The sequence below is a fragment of the Streptomyces pactum genome (genome assembly GCF_016031615.1).
GTDB classification, from domain to species: domain Bacteria; phylum Actinomycetota; class Actinomycetes; order Streptomycetales; family Streptomycetaceae; genus Streptomyces; species Streptomyces pactus.
This window is the reverse complement of sequence record NZ_JACYXC010000001.1, coordinates 3,084,211-3,104,756: the sequence shown is the minus strand read 5'-3', so window position 1 is coordinate 3,104,756 and position 20,546 is coordinate 3,084,211. Positions and strand designations below refer to the sequence as shown.

The following is a 20,546-nucleotide window of genomic DNA, read 5'->3' as shown; positions in this document are numbered from 1 at the left end:
CCGGCGGCGGCACGTGTCAACTGCGGCCATCCCATTACCGCTTGAACCGGCCTGTCAATTGAACCAAGGTCCATGTCGCAGCCCGCAGCCCGCAGCCCGCAGCCCGCAGCCCGCAGCCCGCAGCCCGGGGCCCGCAGCCCGGGGCCCGCAGCCCGGGGCCCGCAGCCCGGGGCCCGGCGCCCGGGGGCGTACCGGCACCGGCCCGCGCCGCGCCGCCCCAGGGCCGTCCTCCCCGCCCCAGGGCCGTCCCCGGTCCGTCCCCGGGCGGGTGCCGGTCAGACCCGGGGGAACCGGGCCTGGAGGTCCCAGATCACGGGGTTGTCGGCCAGCCCCTCGTGCATGTCGGTGAGGTCGGCGATCAGGTCGTGCAGGAAGTCGCGGGCCTCCCGGCGCAGCGCGCCGTGGTTGAAGGTGAGCGGCGGCTCCTCCAGCGGCACCCAGTCGGCGGTCACCTCGACCCAGCCGAAGCGGCGCTCGAAGAGCATCCGGTCGGCCGACTCGGTGAAGTCCAGCTCGGCGTGGTGGCGGCGGGCCGACCGGCTGCCCTGCGGGTCCCGGTCGAGTTGCTCGACGATGTCGCACAGCGCCCAGGCGAAGTCGAGCACCGGCACCCAGCCCCAGGCCGTGGACAGCTCGCGGTCCGCCTCGGTGTCGGCCAGGTAGACGTCACCGCAGAACAGGTCGTGCCGCAGGGCGCGCACGTCGGCGGTGCGGTAGTCCGTCTGCGGAGGGTCCGGGAAGCGCCGGGAGAGGGAGTAGCCGAGGTCGATCACGGGTCGATGGTGTCACGGGACGGCCCGCACCCCGGCACCACGCCCGCCGGACGTCCGGGGGCGTCCCCACCCCGGCCGGACGGCGCCCGGCGTCCCCCGGCCGGCCGGACCCCGCGGGGCCCTGCCGACCGGGCCGGGACCCTCCGGTGGGGAGCCCACCGGAGCACGGCCGGACGCGGAGAACCCGTCGTGGCAGCACCCGTCGTGGCAGAACCCGTCGCGACAGAACCCACCGCGGCCGAACCCGTCGTGGCAGCACCCGCCACGGCCGGATCCCCTGCGGCAAAAGAGAACCCGTCGGGGCGAGCCCCGCCGCGCCAAAAGGACCCGCCGGGGCAGGACCCGCCCGGGCGGGTCCCCTCAGAGCTGGACCACCGACCGCAGCACCTCGCCGCGTCCCATCCTGGCGAACGCCTCCTCGACGTCGTCCAGGGCGATGGTCTCGGTGACGAACGCGTCGAGGTCCAGCCGGCCCTGGAGGTACAGATCGATCAGCATGGGGAAGTCGCGGGACGGCAGGCAGTCCCCGTACCAGGAGGACTTCAGCGCGCCGCCGCGTCCGAACACGTCGAGCAGCGGCAGCTCCAGCTTCATCTCCGGGGTGGGCACGCCGACCAGCACCACGGTGCCGGCCAGGTCCCGGGCGTAGAACGCCTGCCGGTAGGTCTCCGGGCGGCCGACCGCGTCGATCACCACGTCGGCACCGTGGCCGCCGGTGAGCCGCTGGATCTCGGCCACCACGTCGGCGCCGGTGCCGTTGACCGTGTGGGTGGCGCCCAGCGAGCGGGCCCACTCCAGCTTCCGGTCGTCCAGGTCCACCGCGATGATCTTCGCGGCGCCGGCCAGCCGGGCCCCGGCGACCACGGCGCACCCCACGCCGCCGCAGCCGATGACGGCGACCGAGTCGCCGCGCCCCACGCCGCCGGTGTTCAGCGCGGCGCCCAGCCCGGCCATCACCCCGCAGCCCAGCAGCCCGGCCGCGGCGGGCGCCGCCGCCGGGTCCACCTTGGTGCACTGCCCGGCGGCGACCAGCGTCTTCTCGGCGAAGGCGCCGATGCCCAGGGCGGGGGACAGCGGCGTGCCGTCCGCCAGCGTCATCGGCCGGGCGGCGTTGTGGGTGTTGAAGCAGTACCAGGGGCGGCCGCGCAGACAGGCGCGGCAGGCGCCGCACACCGCGCGCCAGTTGAGGATGACGAAGTCCCCGGGGGCGAGGCCGGCGACCCCGGCGCCGACGGACTCCACCACGCCGGCCGCCTCGTGACCCAGCAGGAACGGGAACTCGTCGTTGATGCCGCCCTCCCGGTAGTGCAGATCGGTGTGGCACACGCCGCACGCCTGTACCCGTACCACCGCTTCGCCGGGCCCCGGGTCCGGGACGACGATCGTCTCCATGCTCACCGGCCTGCCCTTGCCGAGAGCCACCACACCGCGCACCTGTTGAGTCATGTGAGCAGCGTAGGCGGGGTGCGGGGAGAACAGAACGGGCCGCACCGGGGGGTGGCCGGTGCGGCCCGTTCAGGCGATCCGGCGTGTGCCGGGCCGGCGCGGCGCCGGGGCGGCGCCGCGCCGTGTCCGGCGGTACGTGGCGGGACGCCGTGACCGGACTCGGGTCAGTGGGTCACTTGACGTTGATCGCCGTCCACGCCGCCGCGACCGCCTTGTACTCCGCGCTGGTGGAGCCGTACAGGTCGGCCGCCGCCTGCAGGGTGCCGGTCCGCGCCCCCGCGTAGTCGGTGGTGGAGGTGAAGTACGTGGTCAGCGCCTTGTACCAGATCTTGGTGGCCTTGTCCCGGCCGATGCCGGTGACCGTGGAGCCGTCGTAGGTCGGGCTGTTGTAGCTGACGCCGTTGATGGTCTTGGCGCCGCTGCCCTCGCTCAGCAGGTAGTACCAGTGGTTGGCCGGGCCGGAGGAGTAGTGGACGTCCACCCGGCCGATGCCCCGGTACCAGTAGTCCTTGGACGCGCCGTCGCGGCTCGGCTTGTCCTGGTAGCGCAGCGGGGTGCCGTCGCCGTTGATGTCGATCTTCTCGCCGATGAGGTAGTCACCGGAGTCCGCGGAGTTGTTGGCGTAGAACTCCGTGGCGGTCGCGAAGATGTCGGAGGTCGCCTCGTTCAGGCCGCCCGACTCGCCGCTGTAGCGCAGGCCCGCGGTGTTGGAGGTGACGCCGTGGGTCAGCTCGTGGGCCGCCACGTCCAGCGAGGTGAGCGGGTTGGAGTTGCCCGAGCCGTCGCCGTAGGTCATGCAGAAGCAGCTGTCGGACCAGAAGGCGTTGACGTAGTTGTTGCCGTAGTGGACCCGGCTGTACGCGGCCTTGCCGTCGTTCTTGATGCCGTTGCGGCCCAGCACGTTCTTGTAGAAGTCCCAGGTGGTGGCGTGCCCGTAGGCCGCGTCCACCGCGGCGCTCTGGCGGCCGCCGCCCCACACGTCGTCGGCGTCGGTGAACAGCGAACCGGTGCCCGAGGTGCCCTGGTTCAGGTCGTACGTCTTGTGGCCGCCGTGCGTGGGGTCGGTCAGGTTGTACGAGCCGCCGGAGGCGGTGGTGCTCAGCGGCACGGTGCCGTTGTAGTCACCGGTGCCGGTGCCGGTCTCGATGCGCTCGTCGGCGAAGAGCTGCTTGCCGGTCGCGGCGTCGGTGACCACGTGCAGCTCGCTCGGGGTGCCGTCGTGCTGCACACCGGTGACCACGGTCTCCCAGGCCAGCACGGGCTTGCCGGTCGCGGCCCAGACCACCTTGCGCGGCGACGCGGCGGCGGGCTTGCCGCTCTCCTCCTCGGAGGCGGCCTTCAGTGCGGACTTCCGGGCGTCGGCGGCGCTGACCCCGGCGGTGGTGCCGGCCAGCGTGATGCGGCTCTTGACCGCCTTGGTGACGCCGCGCCGGCCGTCCTTCTTCTCGTGCACCACGAGGTCGCCGCCGAGCACCGGCAGGCCCTCGTAGGTGCGCTCGTAGCGGGTGTGGACCGTGCCGTCCGCGTCCCTGATCACGTCCCGGACGACGAGCTTCTCCTTGGCGCCCAGGCCCAGCGCCCGGGCCTCGGCGGGGGCGTCCGCCTGGGCGGCCTTGATGGCGGCGGCGCGCTCACCCACCGGGAGCAGCACGGCGGAGGCGCCGGCCGCCCGGTCCTGCCGGTCGGCCTGGGCGCTGGCCGAACCGGTCTGCACGCCGATGACCACCATGGCGGCGGAGGCCACCAGAGCGGCGCCGCGGATGACGTTCTTGCGGGGGGAGGAAACGTTTCGTCTCACTCGGTCTCCTTGCGCGGGGCCGCCGTGGGCGGCCGTGTGGGGGCGGACGGCGGGGACGTGCCGTCCGGTGCTGCATGGAAATCGCCGATGGTGCAGCTGCGCCGAGGTGGGCTCGGCGCGGGTACCGCGAGTGGTGCGAAGGACGCGTACGACGACGCGGGCAGCTCCTGCGCCAGGGGAGTGGCGCCGGGGCGGCCGACCAGAGAGTGGCATCAATTGACCGGCCCCAACAGGCCGGTAACAAGAATTTGACCATCCGTTGTCCGTTGAGGAACGTCATCTGTCCGCTATATGGCGAACGGCCCGGCGAAGGTGTGGACCTTCGCCGGGCCGTTCGCGCCGCGCGGCGGCAACCCGGCTGCTGCGGGGGCGCGTTCCGGCCACACCGTGGTGGCCTGCCGCTGCCACTGCGGGCGCGTTCCGGCCGCATTCCGGACGATTCCGGGGCGGACAGGGCCGGATCACCGCCGCCGCCCCGGGCCGGGCGGCATCGGCGCTCTCCGCCGGACCGGCCGCCGGTCCGGTCGCCGTGGGGCCTCCGGCCGTCACCGTCCCGGCCGGCGACGGTACGGCGGTCCGCGGTGTCCCGGCACGGGGGCCGGTCAGACGCCCGCCGCGACCTTGAGGGTGATCACCCCGGCGATGATCGAGAGGAAGGAGACCAGCTTGGGCAGGGTGATCTTCTCCCGGTAGATCACCGCGCCCAGGACGACCGTGCCGATCGAGCCGACCCCGGTCCAGATGGTGTAGCCGACGCCGACGTCGAGGGTCCGCAGCGCCAGGCTGAGGGTGAAGATGCCGCCGGCCGCGGCGAGCAGGGTGAAGACCGAGGGCCACAACCGGGTGAACCCCTTGGTGGCGTTGGTGCCGAGGGCGAAGGCGATCTCGAAGACGACGGCGATCGCGAGGAAGGTCCAGGCCATGGCGGCATTCCTTTCGGGAGGCGGGGAGAGGCGGGGCGGTGGCGGTGGCCGGCGGACGGGCCGGGGACGGCCGACCGGAGCGGCCGGGCCCGACGGGTCGACCGGGCCCGACGGGATGACGGCCGGCGGCGCGTCCGGGCTCGACGGGACGCCGGAGTGGGCGGGACGACCGGGCTCACCGGAACGGCCCGGGGCTCGGCAGGGCGGCCGGGTGGGACGGGCCGGGTGTGCCGGGGCGGGGCAGGACGGGGTGGAGCGGCGGGCCGGGCGGGGAGGAGCGGAGGCGGGGGCCGTGGGAGCGGCTCAGGCGGCGAGCGTTCCGGCGCCCGCCGGCTGCCGCCGCTCGGCGTCCTCGCGGGGCTCCTCGGTCTGCGCGCGGGAGAGCGAGTCGGAGAGCTTCAGGCCCAGGACGCCACCGATGATCAGGACGAAGGCCAGCACCTTCCAGCCGTTGATCGACTCGTCGAAGATCACGGTGCCCAGCACCACGGTGCCGACCGAGCCGATGCCGGTCCAGACGGTGTAGCCCACGCCCACGTCCAGGGTCCGCAGCGCGAGGCTGAGGAAGAAGATCCCGCCGGCCGCCGCCGCGGCGGTCAGCAGGGACGGCCCCAGCCTGGTGAAACCGTCGGTGGCGTTGGTGGAGAGGGCGAAGACGACCTCGAAGACGGACGCGATGAGCAGATGGACCCAGGCCATGGGAGACGACCCCTCAATGATTGTATGTACGTGCAAGTTCTCGGTGGGAAGATCATGCATGTACAAGTAATCTGCTGTCAATCGCCATCGCCGGCCCGGTGACCGTCCGGGCCGCCGGAACCGAGGAGTCACCATGCCACCGGCCACGCCCCGACCCGCTCCGGCCGACCCGGAGATGTGGAACCACGTGCTGGCCCTGCACGCGCGGGTGGAGCACCGGCTGGGTGCCGTGCTCCAGCGCCGGCACGGCCTCGGGCTCTCCGAGTACCGGGCGCTGGGGCACCTGTCGGCGGCCGGCCCCCGGTGCGAGCTGCGGATGCAGGAGCTGGCCGACCGGCTGGGGCTCAACCAGAGTTCGGTGACCCGGCTGGTCGGCCGGCTCAACGCGGCGGGCCTCACCTTCCGGGACTCCTGTCCGGACGACAAGCGCGGCGTGTACACCGTGCTCACCGATGCCGGCCGGGCCCGCCACGAGGAGGCCCGCGCCACCTACGGGGAGACGCTCAGCGCGGCGCTCGACGAGGCGGCGGGGGCGAGCCCCGCCGCGGCGGCCCTGGTCACCGCGGCCCGCAGCGCCCTGGGCTGACCGTCACGCCCCGGCCCGCCACGTCCGGCCCGCCATCTCCCGGGCCGGCCGCCACCCCCGGGCCGGTTCGCCGCGCCCGGGCCGATCCCGCGGCCCGCGCCCCCGCCCGGCCCCCCGGTGGGCACGCCCCGCCCGGGGGCGCGGACCCGACCCGGCCCTCGCCCTGTCCGTCCCTGCCCCGGGGCCGCCGCCGGTCACAGGTCGAGGCGTACCGCGTACCGCCGCAGCCAGGTGTTGAGCAGCAGGGCGGTCTCCATCCCGTAGCGGTCGAGGTAGTCGGCGAGGTCCGGGTCCGCCGGGCGGCCGGGGCCCGGCCCCGCGGCGGCCGCCCGGCCGGTCCGCCGGGCCCATCCCGCGTCCAGCAGCGCGTGCACCGGCTCGCCCGGATCGGCCAGCAGCCGGGCGAACTGCTCGCGCACCGCGGCGGTGTAGGTCCGGTGCGGCGTGGACGGGTACGGGCTCTTCGGCCGGTCGGCGACGGCCGCGGGCAGCAGATCGCGGACCGCGGCCCGCAGCAGGCTCTTCTCCCGGCCGTCGTGGGTCTTCATCGCCCAGGGCGTGTTGTGCACGTAGGCGACCAGCCGGTGGTCGCAGAACGGCACCCGCGCCTCCAGTCCCACCGCCATCGACATCCGGTCCTTCCGCTCCAGCAGACGCGGCAGGAACCGGGTGAGCGCCAGGTGGCCCACCTCCCGCATCCGCCGCTCCACCGGGTCGGTGGCGCCGGGCGGCTGTTCCACCTCCGCCACCGCCTCCCGGTGGCGGTCGCGCCGGTAGGTGTCCAGGTCGAGCCGCTTGCGGAGCCCGGGTTCGAGCAGCCGGTCCAGGGTGCCGGCGAACCCGGGGCCGCCCGTGCCCAGCCACGGGAAGGTGTCCGAGGCGACCGCGGCGGGGTCGTGGAACCAGCCGTACCCGCCGAACAGCTCGTCCGCCGCCTCCCCGGACAGCGCCACCGTGGAGTGCCGCCGCACCGCCTTGAACAGCAGGTAGAGCGAGGTGTCGCGCTCGCCGCGGCCGACCGGGAGGTCGCGGGCGACGAGCGCGGTGGTGCGGTGCAGCGGGTCGGCGAGCCCGGCGACCGGCAGCACGATGTCGGTGTGCCGGGTGCCGGTGTGCGCGGCCACGGCGTGCGCGTAGGGGCGGTCCGGGCTGCCCCCGTCCGGCGCTCCGGCCCCCGGTGCCCCCGGCACCCCCGCCCCCCCGGCCGCGACCTCCGTACCCCCGCCCCCGCTCCCGGCCGCGACCTCCGTGCCTCCGCCCTCGGCAGCGTCCTCCGCCCCGGCGCCCCCGGCGACGTGCCCGGCGTCCGTCGCGGCCCGGGCGGCGAAGTCCACCGCGAAGGTGGCGAGCGGCCCCGCGCCCTCCGCGGCGAGCCGGCGGGCGGCGAGCGCGGTCACCGCGCTGGAGTCCAGCCCGCCGGAGAGCAGGGCACAGCGCGGCACGTCCGCGACGAGCTGGCGGGTCACGGTGTCGTCGAGGAGTTCCCGGACGGTGTCCACGGTGGTGGGCAGGTCGTCGGTGTGCTCGGTGGTGGGCAGCCGCCAGTACGTGTGGTGCCGCAGCCCCGCACGGCTCAGGCGCACCAGCCTGCCGGGCACCACCTCGCGCAGGCCCCGGTAGACCGCGTGCCCGGGGGTCTTGGCGAGGGCGAACAGCTCCCGCAGCCCGTCGGTGTCCACCACCGCCTCGGCCCACGGATGGGCCAGGATCGCCTTGGGCTCGGAACCGAACAGCAGGCCGTGCCGGGTGGGCCGGTAGAAGAGCGGTTTGACGCCCAGCCGGTCGCGGACCAGCAGGAGTTCCTCGGTACGGGCGTCCCACAGCGCGAAGCCGTACATCCCGTTGAGCCGCTCCACGAACCCGGCGCCCCACTCCAGATAGGCGCGGAGCACCACCTCGGTGTCGCTCGCGGTACGGAAGGCGTGGCCCCGGCCGGTCAGTTCGGCGCGCAGCTCGCGGTGGTTGTAGACCTCGCCGCTGAAGGTGAGCGCCGCCTCCGGCCCGCCGCCGGGGCCGGTGGCCGCCGAGCACATCGGCTGCCGGCCGGCCGCCGGGTCGATCACGGCGAGTCTGCGGTGGCCCAGCAGCGCGTGGCGGCCCGCCCACCGCCCCTCGTCGTCCGGTCCCCGGCAGGCCATGGTGGCCGTCATGCCCAGCAGGACGTCCTGCCGGTCCGTCAGGTCCCGCGCGTAGTCCACCCATCCCGCGATGCCGCACACGTCCCGTACGCCTCCTGTCAACAGATTGGCCGTTCACTCACCGTTCATCCGCTGACCCAGGAATCTATGGCGTGGAAGCCCGGAAGCCTGGGATCCGCGGCTTCGTGACCGTGTCTGCTTTCGCACCTCGTGCCCGTACGCTGGGCGGAACGTGACGGGGAAGACGGGGGACGGGAGGGGCCTTCCAGGTGGGAGCGGTCAAGAGCAAGCGGGTGCCACGGGCGGTGCGGGAGCAGCAGATGCTCGACGCCGCGGTGCGGATCTTCGCCCGGCGCGGCTACCGGGCGGCGTCCATGGACGAGATCGCCGAACTGGCGGGGGTGTCCAAGCCGTTGGTCTACCTCTACCTCCACTCCAAGGAGGAGCTGTTCAGCGCCTGCGTCCGGCGGGAGGCGGCGGCCCTGGTGGCGGCGGTCCGCCGGGCCGTGGAACCGGGCGCGCCGGCCGACCGGCAGATGTGGGAGGGGCTCAACGGCTTCTTCGCGCACACCGCCGCGCACCCGGACGGGTGGGCGGTGCTGCACGTCCAGGCGCGTACCCAGGGGGAGCCGTTCGCGCGGGAGGTCGCCGCCATGCGGGCGGAGATCGTGGACCTGGTGACCCGCCAGATCGCGGTGGCCGCCCGGGAGGCGGGATGCCGCTCCCGGCCCGCCGGGCGGGAGGCGTCGGCGCTGGCGGAAGCGCTGGTGGGCGCGGCGGAGTCGCTCGCGGACTGGGCGGGCGCGGCCGGCGACGACGGCGGTGACGACGGCGGTGCGGGCGGCGGTACGGACGGGCCGTCGGCCCGGGAGACGGCGGCCACGCTGATGAACTTCGCCTGGGCCGGGCTGGGCAACCTGATCGAGGGCCGCGGCTGGTCCCCGCCCCCCGCGCCACCGACCGCCGCGCAACCCGCGCCACCGACCGCCGCGCGACCGGCCCCCGCGCAACCGGCAGCCGGCCACCCGGCCGGCTGACCCCGGCCGTGCGGCCTCCGACCGGCACCCGGCCACCCGTGTGGTCTGCTGCCGGCCGGATGCCCCGATCGACCACCGGGCGCCCGCCGCGGGGGCGCCCGCCGCCGGGGCGCCCGTCCGGTGCGGGCGCCCTCCGGTGCCGGCGGTCGTCCACGTCGGGGCGGTCTTCCGGTCAGGGTGTGGCGGGCAGGTCCTTGCGCAGGACGGTGCACACCGTCTCGCGGCGGCGCACCGATCCGTCCGGCGCCCGCTCGTCCCAGCTGTCGGGTCGCCGGCCGCAGACGACGTAACCGAGCCGCTCGTACAGCTCCCGGGCCCGGGGGTTGTCCTCCTCCACCGCCAGTTCGGCCCGGCGCAGCCCGCGCGCCGTGATGCGTTCCTCGGCCGCCCGGATCAGCAGGGTGCCGATGCCGCGGGAGCGCAGCTCGGGGTGGACCACCAGTTGCCAGAGCGTGCCGGCGCCTTCGCTCTCCCCGTAGTCGATGCCGCACTTGGCCACCGGGGCGCCCGCCGGGGTGAACGCCGCGAGGTAGTCCACCTCGGCGCGCGCGGCCCGCGTCAACTGCGCCGCCACATTGGCCAGGTGAAGGTCCGAACCGGCCCACCCGCACTGCGTCAGGTCTGCCGGCAGCAGATCGCGGACGGTCAGCCGTGGCACCACATCGGTCATCTTTTCCCCACCTCCGGCCGTGAGTGTGCCCGGGTCGCCCTGCTGGCGCAAAAGCGTTTCACCGGCGCCTGCCGGTCCCGGCGCGCAGGGGCCGCCGCCGTGTGCCGTTCCTCCCCGCCGTCCGCCGCGCGTCGTCCCTTCCCCGCCGTACGCGGCGGGTCCCTCCCTCTCCACCGACCGCGCCGTTCCCTCCTCGCGTCCGCCGAGCGCCGCAGCCCCCCGCCGTGGGGCCGGTCCGCCGTGAGCGTGGCGGATTTCACGTCGCGGGCGGGTCGGATCCGCCCCGGCCCCATGGTGCGCAAGGGAACGAAGATGCCTGTGTGACGGGAGAGGTAAGTGATTGCCGTGCGGGCTCCCCAAGGGCCCGGCGTCCGATACGCGATCACACCCCGCGCGGTAAGACGGCCCGGACCGGTTGCCGCGGGGGAATACCGGCTATCGCGGACCGGTAATCGTGAATACGGACAGCCGGGCGAAGGGGGTGCTCAGCTGAGTTCCGCGCGTGCGGGGACGGGCCGGCGGAACGGTTACTCGGTGCCCTTCCGCGACGGCGCGGGACCATCACGGCAATCATCGGCATGAACATGCGGTGAAGCACGGGGAAAACACCGGTGCCGCCGGCCCGGTCCCCGGGGCGCGCTCCCGGCGTCGGGCGGCCGGGGCGGGGTGCGGGGACGGAGCGCCGGGCGGAGCGGAGGGGAGAACGGCGGAAGCCCCGCCCGCCCGCCGAAGCGGGTGGAACGGGGCTTCCTCGTCCCGTTCACCGGCTGCGAGCAGCCGGTTCGCGGGACACGTCTCAGGCCGGGGTGACGTTCTCGGCCTGCGGGCCCTTCGGGCCCTGGGTGACGTCGAAGGTCACGGTCTGGTTCTCCTCCAGGGAGCGGAAGCCAGACGCGTTGATCGCGGAGTAGTGGACGAAGACATCGGGGCCGCCGCCGTCCTGGGCGATGAATCCGAAGCCCTTTTCGGCGTTGAACCACTTCACGGTTCCGGTAGCCATAAGCCCTCCTTGGGCCAAAGGGTTGCCCTGCTCCAGAACCTGCAAAGAAGTCTGAAAATTACAAAAGCCTGCGGGTTACATGCTCCGCAGGCTCTGTACTGCAAGGGAAACCAAACTGCAACTTGCGGCGAGCCTAGCACGGTGGCTCTCCGCGAGGAAAGAGCCAAAGATCACGGAAACCGGGGGTTTCCCTCACCGGCCCCACGGGAATAAGGCCCGATCCGGTCCGTCATGGACGCGCCCAACCGTACCCCGGCGCCGCCGCGGCGGGCCGGGGGGCTTAGCCTCCGTTTGTGGACAATTCAGCCCCTGCCGCCGCCACCGCCACCGGTCACCACCGGAGCCGGCCGCGGGTCGGCCACATCCAGTACCTCAATTGTCTGCCCCTCTACTGGGGCCTGGCCCGTACGGGCAGCCTGCTCGACTTCGAGTTGACCAAGGACACCCCGGACGCGCTCAACGACATGGTCGTCCGGGGGGACCTGGACATCGGTCCGGTCAGCCTGGTGGAGTTCCTGCGCCACGCCGACGACCTGGTCGCCCTGCCGGACATCGCGGTCGGCTGCGACGGCCCGGTGATGTCCTGCGTGATCGTCTCCCAGGTGCCGCTGGACCAGCTGCACCGGGCCCGGGTCGCGCTCGGCTCCCAGTCCCGCACCGCGGTCTGCCTGGCACAGCTGCTGCTGTCCGACCGCTACGGGGTGGAACCCGACTACTACGTCTGCCCGCCGGACCTCAGCCTGATGATGCAGGAGGCAGACGCGGCGGTGCTGATCGGCGACGCCGCGCTCCGCGCCAACCTCCACTACGCGCCCCGGCTCGGCCTCCAGGTCCACGACCTGGGCCAGATGTGGAAGGAGTGGACCGGGCTTCCGTTCGTCTTCGCGGTCTGGGCCGCCCGCCGGGACTACCTGGAGCGCCAGCCGGCGATCGTGCGCGCGGTGCACGAGGCGTTCCTCGCCTCCCGCGACCTGTCCCTCCAGGAGGTGACCAAGGTCGCCGAGCAGGCCGCCCGCTGGGAGGCGCTGGAGGCGCCGGTGCTGGAGCAGTACTTCACCACGCTCGACTTCAGCCTCGGCACCGACCAGATCAAGGGCATAGCGGAGTTCGCCCGCCGGACCGCCGACCGGATGGGCTACCCGCCGGACGTCCGGGTGGAGCTGCTCCCGGCCGGCTGAGCCCGGACCCGTCCGGCCCGGCGCCGGGCGGGCGGTTCCGGTCCGGCGCCGGGCCGCGGTTCCGGTCCGCCGGGCCCGCGGGCGCGTCCCTCCGGGGCGGCGGGGTCCGCCGTCCCGCCGCGGGTCCGCCGCCCGGCCGCGGGCCGGGCGGGCACCGGTACGGCACCCGGCACGGGTCTTCCGCACCACCGGGCCCGCGGCCGGGCCGCCGCCTAAGCTGGACCGGCGCAGTCGAGGGGGAGGCATCGCGATGCAGCCGCTGGGAGCGGAAGACCCGCAGTCGATCGGCCCGTACCGCCTCCTGGGGCGGCTCGGCGCCGGCGGCATGGGCAGCGTCTACGTGGGGCGTACCGCCGGCGGACGGACGGTCGCGGTCAAGACGGTGCACCCGCACCTCGCGCGGGACGAGCAGTTCCGGGCCCGCTTCCGGCGCGAGGTGGAGGCGGCCCGCCGGGTCGGCGGCGCCTGGACCGCGCCGGTGCTCGACGCCGACCCCGAGGCCCGGATTCCCTGGGTGGCCACCGGGTACGTGGCCGGCCCGGCGCTGAGCCAGGCGGTACTGGACTCCGGTCCGCTGCCCGGCCCCTCGGTGCGGGCCCTGGCCGCCGGGCTCGCCGAGGCGCTCGCCGCGGTCCACCGCCTCGGGCTGGTGCACCGGGACGTCAAGCCGTCCAACGTGCTGCTCACCCTGGACGGTCCACGCCTGATCGACTTCGGGATCGCCCGGGCCCTGGAGGGCACGGTCTCCCTCACCGCCACCGGCGCCTCCCTCGGTTCACCCGGCTACATGTCGCCCGAGCAGATCCTCGGCCGGCGGGTGGACGCCGCCACGGACGTCTTCGCGCTGGGCGCGGTCCTGGCGTACGCGGCCACCGGCGAGGGCCCGTTCCCCGGCCACAGCTCCGCCGCCCTGCTGTACAAGGTGGTGCACGAGGACGCGGTGCTCGGCCCCGGCCTCACCGGGGAACTGCGCGAGCTGGTCACCGCGTGCCTGGCCAAGGACCCCGCCGGCCGTCCCACGCCCGGGCAGATCGCCGCCCGCGTCGCCCCCGCGGGCGCCGCGACGCTGCTGGGTCCCGGCTGGCTGCCCGGGCCGCTGGTCGAGCGGGTCAGCCGGCAGGTGGTCGCGCTGCTCGACCTGGAGGCCCGCCGCCCCGGCCGCCCGCCGGCCCCAGGCCCGCCCGTCCCCGGACCGTCCGCCGCGGGAACCGCCCCGGCCCGCAGGTCCCCGGGCGAGGCCGCCACCCCGCCGCCCGGCGGCCGGCGGTGGAGCTCGCAGCCGCCCGGCACCGCCCGGCCGCTCGATCCGGACCTCGCCCCCGCCCTCGGCACCTTCGGCCCGCCGGACCCCGCGTACGACACCTCCGGCAGCCGGCCCGGCGGCCCGCCCGCAGCCGCCACCGGCGTACCCACGCGTCCGCCGCCGGCGACCCGCGCCCGACCGCATCCGGTGACCCGCGGACGCAGACCGAGGCATGTCGGCCCGCCACCGGCGGCACCCGTGGCCGGCCGGCGGCGCCCCGGGCGTCCACGGCCCCGGCGGCCCCGGCGCCCCGGGCGGTTCCGGCGGTACGGGCACTCCGGGCTCCCCGGGCGGGGTCGTCCAGAACGGCTCGGGCGGCCCCGGCGGCGGAAGCCCGGGCGGCACCGGCACCCCGGGCACTCCCGCCGCCCGGGACGGTGCCGGCGCCCGCCCCGCCGGGCCCCTGCCGGAGCCGTCCCCGCCGGAGGGGGAACCGGAGGGCGCGGCGGGCCGGCGGATAGCCCTCTCCGCCTCGCTGGGCCGACGCAACAGGCCACGGGCGCTGAGCTGTTCGCTGGTGCTCTCGGTGGCCGGTGCGCTGGCCGTGGTGGGCGCCGGGGCGTACGTGTTCGACCTGATCCCGCACGGCGGGGGCGGCACCCCGCAGGCCGACGGGAAGACCGACCGGCCGCCCGCCACGGGGAAGCCCGACCCCGGCGACAGTGCGACGGAGCCGCCCTCCGGCGGCGGCGAGCCGGACCCGGAGGACTCCGCGAGCTCCGGCGGGCAGCGGCCCCGGCCCTCCTCCTCCGTCTCCCCGGCCTTCGTGGGGACCTGGAAGGGCGACGTCACCCAGCGGGGCGGGGTGCCCGCCGGCACCATGACGGCCACCATCCGCCCCGGCATCCCCGGTGAGTACGTGATCCGCGTCCGGTACGACGTGAAGGTGCTCTCGGTGGGCGTGACCTGCTACAGCGAGGCCAAGCTGACCTCGGCGAACTCCGAACGGATCACCGGCTTCGAACGGTCGGACCCGGACCGCCCCAAGGACGTCGGCTGCACCGGCGAGGAGGCCACCGTGACCTTCACCCGGCTGGACGACGGCCGGCTGGGGTTCTCCTCCCAGGACGAGAGCGGGGGCCTGCCCACCGCCCGGCTCAGCCGCGTGGACGGCGGCTGAGCCACCCGCGCACCCGCCCGCCCGTCCGCCCGGCCGGGCCGGCTGGTCCCGGACCCGCGCCCCTGACGATCCCGCGCCCCTGACGGGCCCCTGCCCTGACGCCCCGCGCCCTCCGGAGCCCGCCGTACCGCCCCGGGCCGCCTCGGTCCCGCCGCCGTACCGCCCCGCGCGAACCGCCCCGGGCCGTCGCGGACCCGCCGGTGCCGGGTCCTCCGCCTGGACCCCGTCCGCGGGCCGGCCCGCCCCGCCGGGCCCGGCACCCCGGGCAGGGGTCCGGCGGGCCCGGCCCGCCACAGACGTCCGTCACCCCTGGCGTACGCTGGGTCAGTCCGTCCGCAACCGCTCCGAAAGGGACGCCCCGGTGAACGAGAACGCCGACCTGCAGTCCGTCCTCGACCGCGCAGCCGCCGGTGGCCGGATCACCCCGGAGGAAGCCCTCGACCTGTACCGCCACGCGCCGTTGCACGCCCTGGGCGCCGCAGCCGACGCCGCGCGCCGGCGCCGCTACGCGGGCACCGAGCACATCGCGACGTACATCATCGAGCGGAACATCAACTACACCAACGTGTGCGTGACGGCGTGCAAGTTCTGCGCCTTCTACGCCGCCCCCAAGGACACCGCCAAGGGGTGGACACGCGATCTCGACGACATCCTGCGGCGCTGCGCCGAGACGGTCGAGCTGGGCGGCACCCAGATCATGTTCCAGGGCGGCCACCACCCGGACTTCGGCGTCGAGTACTACGAGAAGCACTTCTCGGCCATCAAGAAGGAGTTCCCCCAGCTGGTGATCCACTCGCTGGGCGCCTCCGAGGTCGAGCACATGGCGCGCATCTCCGAGGTGTCGGTCGAGGAGGCGATCCAGCGCATCCACGCCGCCGGGCTGGACTCCTTCGCCGGCGCCGGCGCGGAGCTGCTCCCGGCCCGGCCGCGCAAGGCCATCGCGCCGCTGAAGGAGTCCGGCGAGCGCTGGCTGGAGATCATGGAGACGGCGCACCGGCTGGGCGTGGAGTCCACCTCCACCATGCTCATGGGCACCGGTGAGACCAACGCGGAGCGGATCGAGCACATCCGCATGATCCGCGACGTGCAGGACCGCACCGGCGGTTTCCGCGCCTTCATCCCGTACACCTACCAGCCGGAGAACAACCACCTGAAGGGGCAGACGCAGGCCACCGTCTTCGAGTACCTGCGGATGATCGCCGTCGCCCGGCTCTTCCTGGACAACGTCGCGCACATCCAGGGTTCCTGGCTGACCGTCGGCAAGGAGGCCGGCCAGCTGTCGCTGCACTACGGCGCGGACGACCTGGGCTCGGTGATGCTGGAGGAGAACGTGGTCTCCTCGGCCGGCGCCAGGCACCGCTCCAACCGGCTGGAGCTGATCGACCTGATCCGCAAGGCGGGACGGGTGCCGGCCCAGCGCGCCACCACCTACGAGCACCTCGTGGTGCACGACGACCCGGCGAACGACCCGGTGGACGACCGCGTCGTCTCCCACCTGTCGTCCATCGCGATCGAGGGCGGCGGGGTGGCACGCAGCGCCCCGGCCGAAGGCGGGGCGGGGCACCCGGAGCTGAAGGTGGTCAGCGCCCGCTGAGCCGGGAGCCCGAGCGGACCCGCCATGCTGACCCTGCACACCGCCCCCCTCGTCCTGACCGCGGCCCCGCCGTCCGCGGCCGGCGGGGCGTCCGACCCGGCCGCCGTGCCGGACGGCGCGGTCCTGGTCGACGGTGACCGGATCGCGGCGATCGGCCCGTACCGGGAACTCGCCGCCGACCGGCCCGGCGCCCGCGTCCGCCGCTGGCCCGGCCTGATCACCCCCGGCCTGCGGCAGTGGCACGGCCGGCGGCTGCTGGAGCGCGCCTACCACCCGGACCCGCGGGAGGCGGACGACCTCGGCACCGAGCCGCTGACCGGGGAGCGGCTGGCCGCGCTGGAGATGACCGCGACCCGCTGGGGGGCCGGTGCCCGCCGGGGCCTCCAGCGGATGCTCGGGTACGGCACGACGGCGGTGGCGGGACCGTTCGAGCGGCCGGCGGTCCGGACCGCGGTCGCCCGCTCCGGCCTCGTCGAGGTACCGGCCGACGGCGCCCCCGAACCCGCCGCGGGGGTCTCGCTCGACCCGTTCCGGTACGCCGCGGACCTGGCCGCCGCGGTCCGCGGTCCGCTGGCCGTCGGCGGGCGTGCCGACCTCGCGGTCTTCGACGTGCCGGACGAACCGGCGCTGCTGCGGGCGGGTGCGGCCCGCTGCGTCGCCACCGTGCTCGACGGACGGCTGGTGTACCGGCGCCGCTGACCCGGCCCCCGGCGTCGCCGGCCCGGCCGCCCCGGCGCCGGCGGTCCGACCCCTGGCGCCGCCGGCGGCCCGGTGCCGGATGTCCGGCCGGTCCCGGGGAGCGATGAGTTCTCGCGTCCCGGGGAGTCTCATCACCGTCATCGATACGCAGGAGGAGACACCCCCGTGGCGCAGCTGCTGAGAGTGCAGAATTTCAACGTTTCGAGCGACGGCATCGCCGCCGGTGAGGACCAGAGCTTCGAGAACCCGTTCGGCCACGGCGTCGATCCCGCGAAGCTCTTCGCGTGGGCCGGCGCCACGGCCAGCTGGCCCATGCGGACCGAGCCGGGGGGCAGCCGGGGCCTCGACGACTACCTGACGCGGGACTACGCGCGCAACATCGGCGCCGAGATCATGGGCCGCAACAAGTTCGGGCCGCAGCGCGGGCCCTGGGAGGACCACGAGTGGTGCGGCTGGTGGGGTGACGAGCCCCCGTTCCGCACGCCGGTGTTCGTCATGACCCACCACGAGCGGCCTTCGTTCACGCTCTCCGACACCACGTTCCACTTCGTCTCCGGAGACCCGGCCACCGTCCTCCGGCAGGCGAAGGAGGCGGCCCAGGGCAAGGACGTCCGGCTCGGCGGCGGGGTCACCACCATCCGGGAGTTCCTCGACGCCGACCTCGTGGACACCCTGCACGTGGCGGTCTCACCGGTGGAGCTCGGATCCGGACTGCGGCTCTGGGACTCCCCCGACGAGCTGCTGGACCGGTTCCACCGGGACGTGGTGCCCAGCCCGAGCGGCGTGACGCACCACCTGTTCTGGCGGAAGTGATACGGAAACCGCGCGGCGCGCCCTCCGCGGGGTGAACCCGCCGCCCGTCCGCCCGGTCGCGGTGGCGATCGACCGCGCCCGCGTCCGCCGGGGACCCGTCCCCGGCGGACGGCACCCGCACCTCCCGCCGGAACGGCGACCGCGGACGGCACCCGTACCGCCCGCGGGAACGGCGACCGCGGGCGGGGCCCCGCCCGGGACCCCGCCCGGGCCCCGGGCCCGTGCCGCGGCCCCGGGCGCGTTCCGCGGCCCCGGCGCGGTACCGCGGGACCCGGGGTGAACAATGGGGGAGTGACCCGAGCAACGCTGGACAAACAGCCGCACGAAGTCGCCGCGATGTTCGATGACGTGGCCGCCCGATACGACCTGATGAACGATGTGCTCTCGCTCGGGCAGTCCCGTCTGTGGCGCACCGCCGTGGCGCGGGCCGTGGCGGCGCGGCCCGGTGAGCGGGTGCTGGACCTCGCCGCCGGCACCGGTACCTCCTCGCTGCCCTTCGCCGCCGCCGGGGCCACCGTGGTCCCCTGCGACTTCTCCCTCGGCATGCTGCTGGAGGGCAAGCGCCGCCGCCCGGAGCTGGCGCTCACCGCCGGCGACGCGACCCGGCTGCCCTTCGCCGACGACGCCTTCGACGCGGTGACGATCTCCTTCGGGCTGCGGAACGTCCAGGACCCGGACGCCGCGCTGCGCGAGATGCTGCGGGTGACCAGGCCCGGCGGCCGGGTCGTGGTCTGCGAGTTCAGCCGGCCCACCTGGGCGCCGTTCCGGACCGTCTACACCGAGTACCTGATGCGCGCGCTGCCCCCGGTGGCGCGGACGGTGAGCAGCAACCCCGCGGCGTACGTGTACCTCGCCGAGTCCATCCGGTCCTGGCCCGACCAGGCCGGTCTGGCCGCCCGGCTCCAGCGGGCCGGCTGGTCGCGGGTCGCCTGGCGGAACCTCACCGGCGGGGTGGTCGCCCTGCACCGGGGCACCAAGCCCTGACCGCCCGGGGTTCCCGCCCCGCCCGGCTCTGCCGCCCGACCCCCACGGCCTTACGGGCACCCTCACGACCCCTACGGGAACCCCCGCGGCGCCACGGGCACTCCTCCGCCCTTCCGCGGCCCCGCGGGCACCCCTACGGACCCCCGACGGACCTCTACGGGGCCCCGACGGACGGGACCCCCGGCAGGGCCCGTACGGGCACCCCTACGGGCCCTCCCCGTACGGCTCCCGCGCCTCCGGCCCCGGAGCCTCCATGCGGCCCCGGGCCGCGGTCCGGGGCCGCATGGAGGGCAGGGGGCCGACCGGGCGGTGATCTTTCGGCGCCGGTCATGGGCGCACCCTAGACTGCAGCTGTCACCGCCCGGCCGCGCCGGGTGTCTGGTAATCCGCCACCGATTCACCGGGAGACCTACGTGAGCGAGACCTCAGCCACCGCACGTCCGCCGGCCGAGGGCCTCGCCGCCGGGCAGAGCGCCGATGTGATCGTGGTCGGGGCGGGCCCGGCCGGTTCCGCCGCGGCGTACCACCTGGCGAAGGCCGGGCTGGACGTGCTGCTGCTGGAGAAGACCGCGTTCCCGCGCGAGAAGGTGTGCGGCGACGGCCTCACCCCGCGCGCCACCAAGCAGCTGGTGGCGATGGGCATCGACATCTCCGAGGAGGCGGGCTGGCTGCGGAACAAGGGCCTGCGCATCGTCGCCGGCGGCATCCGGCTCCAGCTCGACTGGCCGGATCTCGCCTCCTTCCCGGACTTCGGACTCGTCCGCAAGCGCGACGACTTCGACCAGCAGCTGGCCCGGCAGGCCGAGAAGGCCGGCGCCCGGCTGTACGAGCGGTGCAACGTCGGCGGCCCGCTCGTGGACGACCGCACCGGCCGGATCACCGGGGTGCGGGCCCGGCTCGGCGAGGACAAGATCCCGGTCACCTTCCACGCGCCGCTGGTGGTGGCGGCCGACGGCAACTCCACCCGGCTCTCCGTCGGCATGGGGCTGCACCGGCGGGACGACCGCCCGATGGGCGTGGCGGTGCGCACCTACTTCACCTCCCCGCGGCACCAGGACGACTACCTGGAGTCCTGGCTGGAGCTGTGGGACCGGCGGGGGAGCCGGCCGCGGCTGCTGCCCGGCTACGGCTGGGTGTTCGGCATGGGCGACGGGACCTCCAACGTGGGGCTGGGGGTGCTCAACACCTCCGACGCGTTCAAGGAGCTGGACTGGCGCGAGGTGCTGAAGGCGTGGTGCGCGTCGATGCCCGAGGACTGGGGGTTCACCCCGGAGAACATGACGGGCCCGGTCCGCGGCGCCGCCCTGCCGATGGCCTTCAACCGCACGCCGCACTACAGCCGCGGACTGCTGCTGGTCGGCGACGCGGGCGGGATGGTGAACCCGTTCAACGGCGAGGGCATCGCGTACGCGATGGAATCCGGCCACATCGCCGCGGAGGTCATCGCCCAGGCACACGCCCGGGCCACCGCCGCCCAGCGCGAGCGGGCGCTGCTGCGCTACCCGGCGGTCATCAAGGAGACCTACGGCGGCTACTACACGCTCGGCCGGGCGTTCGTGAAGCTGATCGGCAACCCCAAGGTGATGAAGCTGGCCGCCGAGCGCGGGCTGACCCACCCAATGCTGATGCGCTTCGCGCTGAAGCTGCTGGCGAACCTCACCGACCCGCACGGCGGCGACGCGATGGACCGCATCATCAACGGTCTGACCAGGATCACCCCCAGCTCCTGAGCCCCGGCCGGGGCGCCGCCCGCCGCCCCGGAGCCCCTCGGCGGCCGCTTCCGGG

General features: G+C 75.1%; 18 protein-coding genes. 10 read left to right on the top strand and 8 right to left on the bottom strand.

All coding sequences use genetic code 11. The annotated features are described in order from the left end of the window. Nucleotides 1-275 precede the first annotated feature (275 nt). The 5 genes from IHE55_RS12190 to IHE55_RS12170 all read right to left on the bottom strand — a co-directional run bounded on the left by IHE55_RS12190 (nt 276) and on the right by IHE55_RS12170 (nt 5,639). Nucleotides 276-773 (bottom strand): hypothetical protein, encoded by a 498-nt coding sequence (locus IHE55_RS12190; RefSeq protein WP_197989053.1) that lies wholly within the window; start codon nt 771-773, stop codon nt 276-278. 360 nt (nt 774-1,133) lie between these two features. Continuing rightward, nucleotides 1,134-2,219 (bottom strand): S-(hydroxymethyl)mycothiol dehydrogenase, encoded by a 1,086-nt coding sequence (locus tag IHE55_RS12185; protein ID WP_197989052.1) that lies wholly within the window; start codon nt 2,217-2,219, stop codon nt 1,134-1,136. Between the two features lie 172 nt (nt 2,220-2,391). Continuing rightward, on the bottom strand, nt 2,392-4,017 hold the full coding sequence (locus IHE55_RS12180) for a M4 family metallopeptidase (protein ID WP_307826623.1): 1,626 nt from the start codon (nt 4,015-4,017) through the stop codon (nt 2,392-2,394). A gap of 602 nt (nt 4,018-4,619) precedes the next feature. Beyond that, complete coding sequence (locus tag IHE55_RS12175; protein WP_197989051.1) at nt 4,620-4,940, bottom strand: DMT family transporter; 321 nt, start codon at nt 4,938-4,940, stop codon at nt 4,620-4,622. Nucleotides 4,941-5,243: 303 nt separating this feature from the next. Then, nucleotides 5,244-5,639 carry a DMT family transporter gene (locus tag IHE55_RS12170; protein ID WP_197989050.1) on the bottom strand — a complete coding sequence of 132 codons (396 nt, stop codon included), beginning with the start codon at nt 5,637-5,639 and terminating at the stop codon, nt 5,244-5,246. Nucleotides 5,640-5,772: 133 nt separating this feature from the next. Between IHE55_RS12170 and IHE55_RS12165 the strand changes: the two genes are divergently transcribed. After that, nucleotides 5,773-6,225 (top strand): MarR family winged helix-turn-helix transcriptional regulator, encoded by a 453-nt coding sequence (locus IHE55_RS12165; protein ID WP_197989049.1) that lies wholly within the window; start codon nt 5,773-5,775, stop codon nt 6,223-6,225. 194 nt (nt 6,226-6,419) lie between these two features. On the opposite strand, the gene asnB is transcribed toward IHE55_RS12165, so the two are convergent. Further along, complete coding sequence (asnB, locus tag IHE55_RS12160; protein ID WP_307826872.1) at nt 6,420-8,444, bottom strand: asparagine synthase (glutamine-hydrolyzing); 2,025 nt, start codon at nt 8,442-8,444, stop codon at nt 6,420-6,422. 188 nt (nt 8,445-8,632) lie between these two features. On the opposite strand from asnB, the gene IHE55_RS12155 reads away from it, so the two are divergent. Then, nucleotides 8,633-9,400, top strand: coding sequence for a TetR/AcrR family transcriptional regulator (locus IHE55_RS12155; protein WP_197989047.1), 768 nt, complete (start codon nt 8,633-8,635; stop codon nt 9,398-9,400). Between the two features lie 172 nt (nt 9,401-9,572). Here IHE55_RS12155 and IHE55_RS12150 read toward each other — a convergent pair whose 3' ends face one another. Together IHE55_RS12150 and IHE55_RS12145 are read right to left on the bottom strand one after the other, a co-directional pair. Continuing rightward, nucleotides 9,573-10,070, bottom strand: a complete 498-nt coding sequence (locus IHE55_RS12150; RefSeq protein WP_197989046.1) for a GNAT family N-acetyltransferase — start codon at nt 10,068-10,070, stop codon at nt 9,573-9,575. Between the two features lie 796 nt (nt 10,071-10,866). Next, nucleotides 10,867-11,070, bottom strand: a complete 204-nt coding sequence (locus IHE55_RS12145; RefSeq protein WP_030620150.1) for a cold-shock protein — start codon at nt 11,068-11,070, stop codon at nt 10,867-10,869. A gap of 293 nt (nt 11,071-11,363) precedes the next feature. On the opposite strand from IHE55_RS12145, the gene IHE55_RS12140 reads away from it, so the two are divergent. From IHE55_RS12140 to IHE55_RS12105, 8 genes are all read left to right on the top strand, one after another. Continuing rightward, nucleotides 11,364-12,248, top strand: coding sequence for a menaquinone biosynthetic enzyme MqnA/MqnD family protein (locus IHE55_RS12140; protein ID WP_197989045.1), 885 nt, complete (start codon nt 11,364-11,366; stop codon nt 12,246-12,248). 250 nt (nt 12,249-12,498) lie between these two features. After that, entirely contained in the window at nt 12,499-14,406 is a 1,908-nt protein-coding gene (locus IHE55_RS12135) for a serine/threonine-protein kinase (protein WP_197989044.1), read from the top strand. Continuing rightward, nucleotides 14,372-14,671: a hypothetical protein gene (locus IHE55_RS12130; protein WP_197989043.1), complete on the top strand. Its 300-nt coding sequence runs from the start codon at nt 14,372-14,374 to the stop codon at nt 14,669-14,671. The genes IHE55_RS12135 and IHE55_RS12130 overlap by 35 nt, the downstream gene beginning before the upstream one ends. A 361-nt stretch (nt 14,672-15,032) precedes the next feature. Further along, the gene (mqnC, locus tag IHE55_RS12125) at nt 15,033-16,265 is read left to right on the top strand and encodes a cyclic dehypoxanthinyl futalosine synthase (protein ID WP_197989042.1); all 1,233 of its coding nucleotides are present in this window, start codon (nt 15,033-15,035) and stop codon (nt 16,263-16,265) included. Nucleotides 16,266-16,289: 24 nt separating this feature from the next. Then, nucleotides 16,290-16,964 carry an imidazolonepropionase-like domain-containing protein gene (locus tag IHE55_RS12120; protein ID WP_197989041.1) on the top strand — a complete coding sequence of 225 codons (675 nt, stop codon included), beginning with the start codon at nt 16,290-16,292 and terminating at the stop codon, nt 16,962-16,964. A 165-nt stretch (nt 16,965-17,129) separates the two neighbouring features. Next, nucleotides 17,130-17,777: a dihydrofolate reductase family protein gene (locus IHE55_RS12115; protein ID WP_197989040.1), complete on the top strand. Its 648-nt coding sequence runs from the start codon at nt 17,130-17,132 to the stop codon at nt 17,775-17,777. A 291-nt stretch (nt 17,778-18,068) separates the two neighbouring features. After that, complete coding sequence (locus tag IHE55_RS12110) at nt 18,069-18,761, top strand: demethylmenaquinone methyltransferase (protein WP_197989039.1); 693 nt, start codon at nt 18,069-18,071, stop codon at nt 18,759-18,761. Between the two features lie 413 nt (nt 18,762-19,174). Further along, on the top strand, nt 19,175-20,491 hold the full coding sequence (locus tag IHE55_RS12105) for a geranylgeranyl reductase family protein (protein ID WP_197989038.1): 1,317 nt from the start codon (nt 19,175-19,177) through the stop codon (nt 20,489-20,491). Nucleotides 20,492-20,546: the final 55 nt, after the last annotated feature.

What these genes read in the sequence shown, in the direction of transcription:
- IHE55_RS12165 (WP_197989049.1), top strand. Translation starts at nt 5,773, where the DNA reads ATGCCACCGGCCACGCCCCGACCCGCTCCGGCCGACCCGGAGATGTGG.
- IHE55_RS12145 (WP_030620150.1), bottom strand. Translation starts at nt 11,070, where the DNA reads ATGGCTACCGGAACCGTGAAGTGGTTCAACGCCGAAAAGGGCTTCGGA.
- IHE55_RS12130 (WP_197989043.1), top strand. Translation starts at nt 14,372, where the DNA reads ATGACGGCCACCATCCGCCCCGGCATCCCCGGTGAGTACGTGATCCGC.
- IHE55_RS12170 (WP_197989050.1), bottom strand. Translation starts at nt 5,639, where the DNA reads ATGGCCTGGGTCCATCTGCTCATCGCGTCCGTCTTCGAGGTCGTCTTC.
- IHE55_RS12135 (WP_197989044.1), top strand. Translation starts at nt 12,499, where the DNA reads ATGCAGCCGCTGGGAGCGGAAGACCCGCAGTCGATCGGCCCGTACCGC.
- IHE55_RS12120 (WP_197989041.1), top strand. Translation starts at nt 16,290, where the DNA reads ATGCTGACCCTGCACACCGCCCCCCTCGTCCTGACCGCGGCCCCGCCG.
- IHE55_RS12175 (WP_197989051.1), bottom strand. Translation starts at nt 4,940, where the DNA reads ATGGCCTGGACCTTCCTCGCGATCGCCGTCGTCTTCGAGATCGCCTTC.
- IHE55_RS12185 (WP_197989052.1), bottom strand. Translation starts at nt 2,219, where the DNA reads ATGACTCAACAGGTGCGCGGTGTGGTGGCTCTCGGCAAGGGCAGGCCG.
- IHE55_RS12150 (WP_197989046.1), bottom strand. Translation starts at nt 10,070, where the DNA reads ATGACCGATGTGGTGCCACGGCTGACCGTCCGCGATCTGCTGCCGGCA.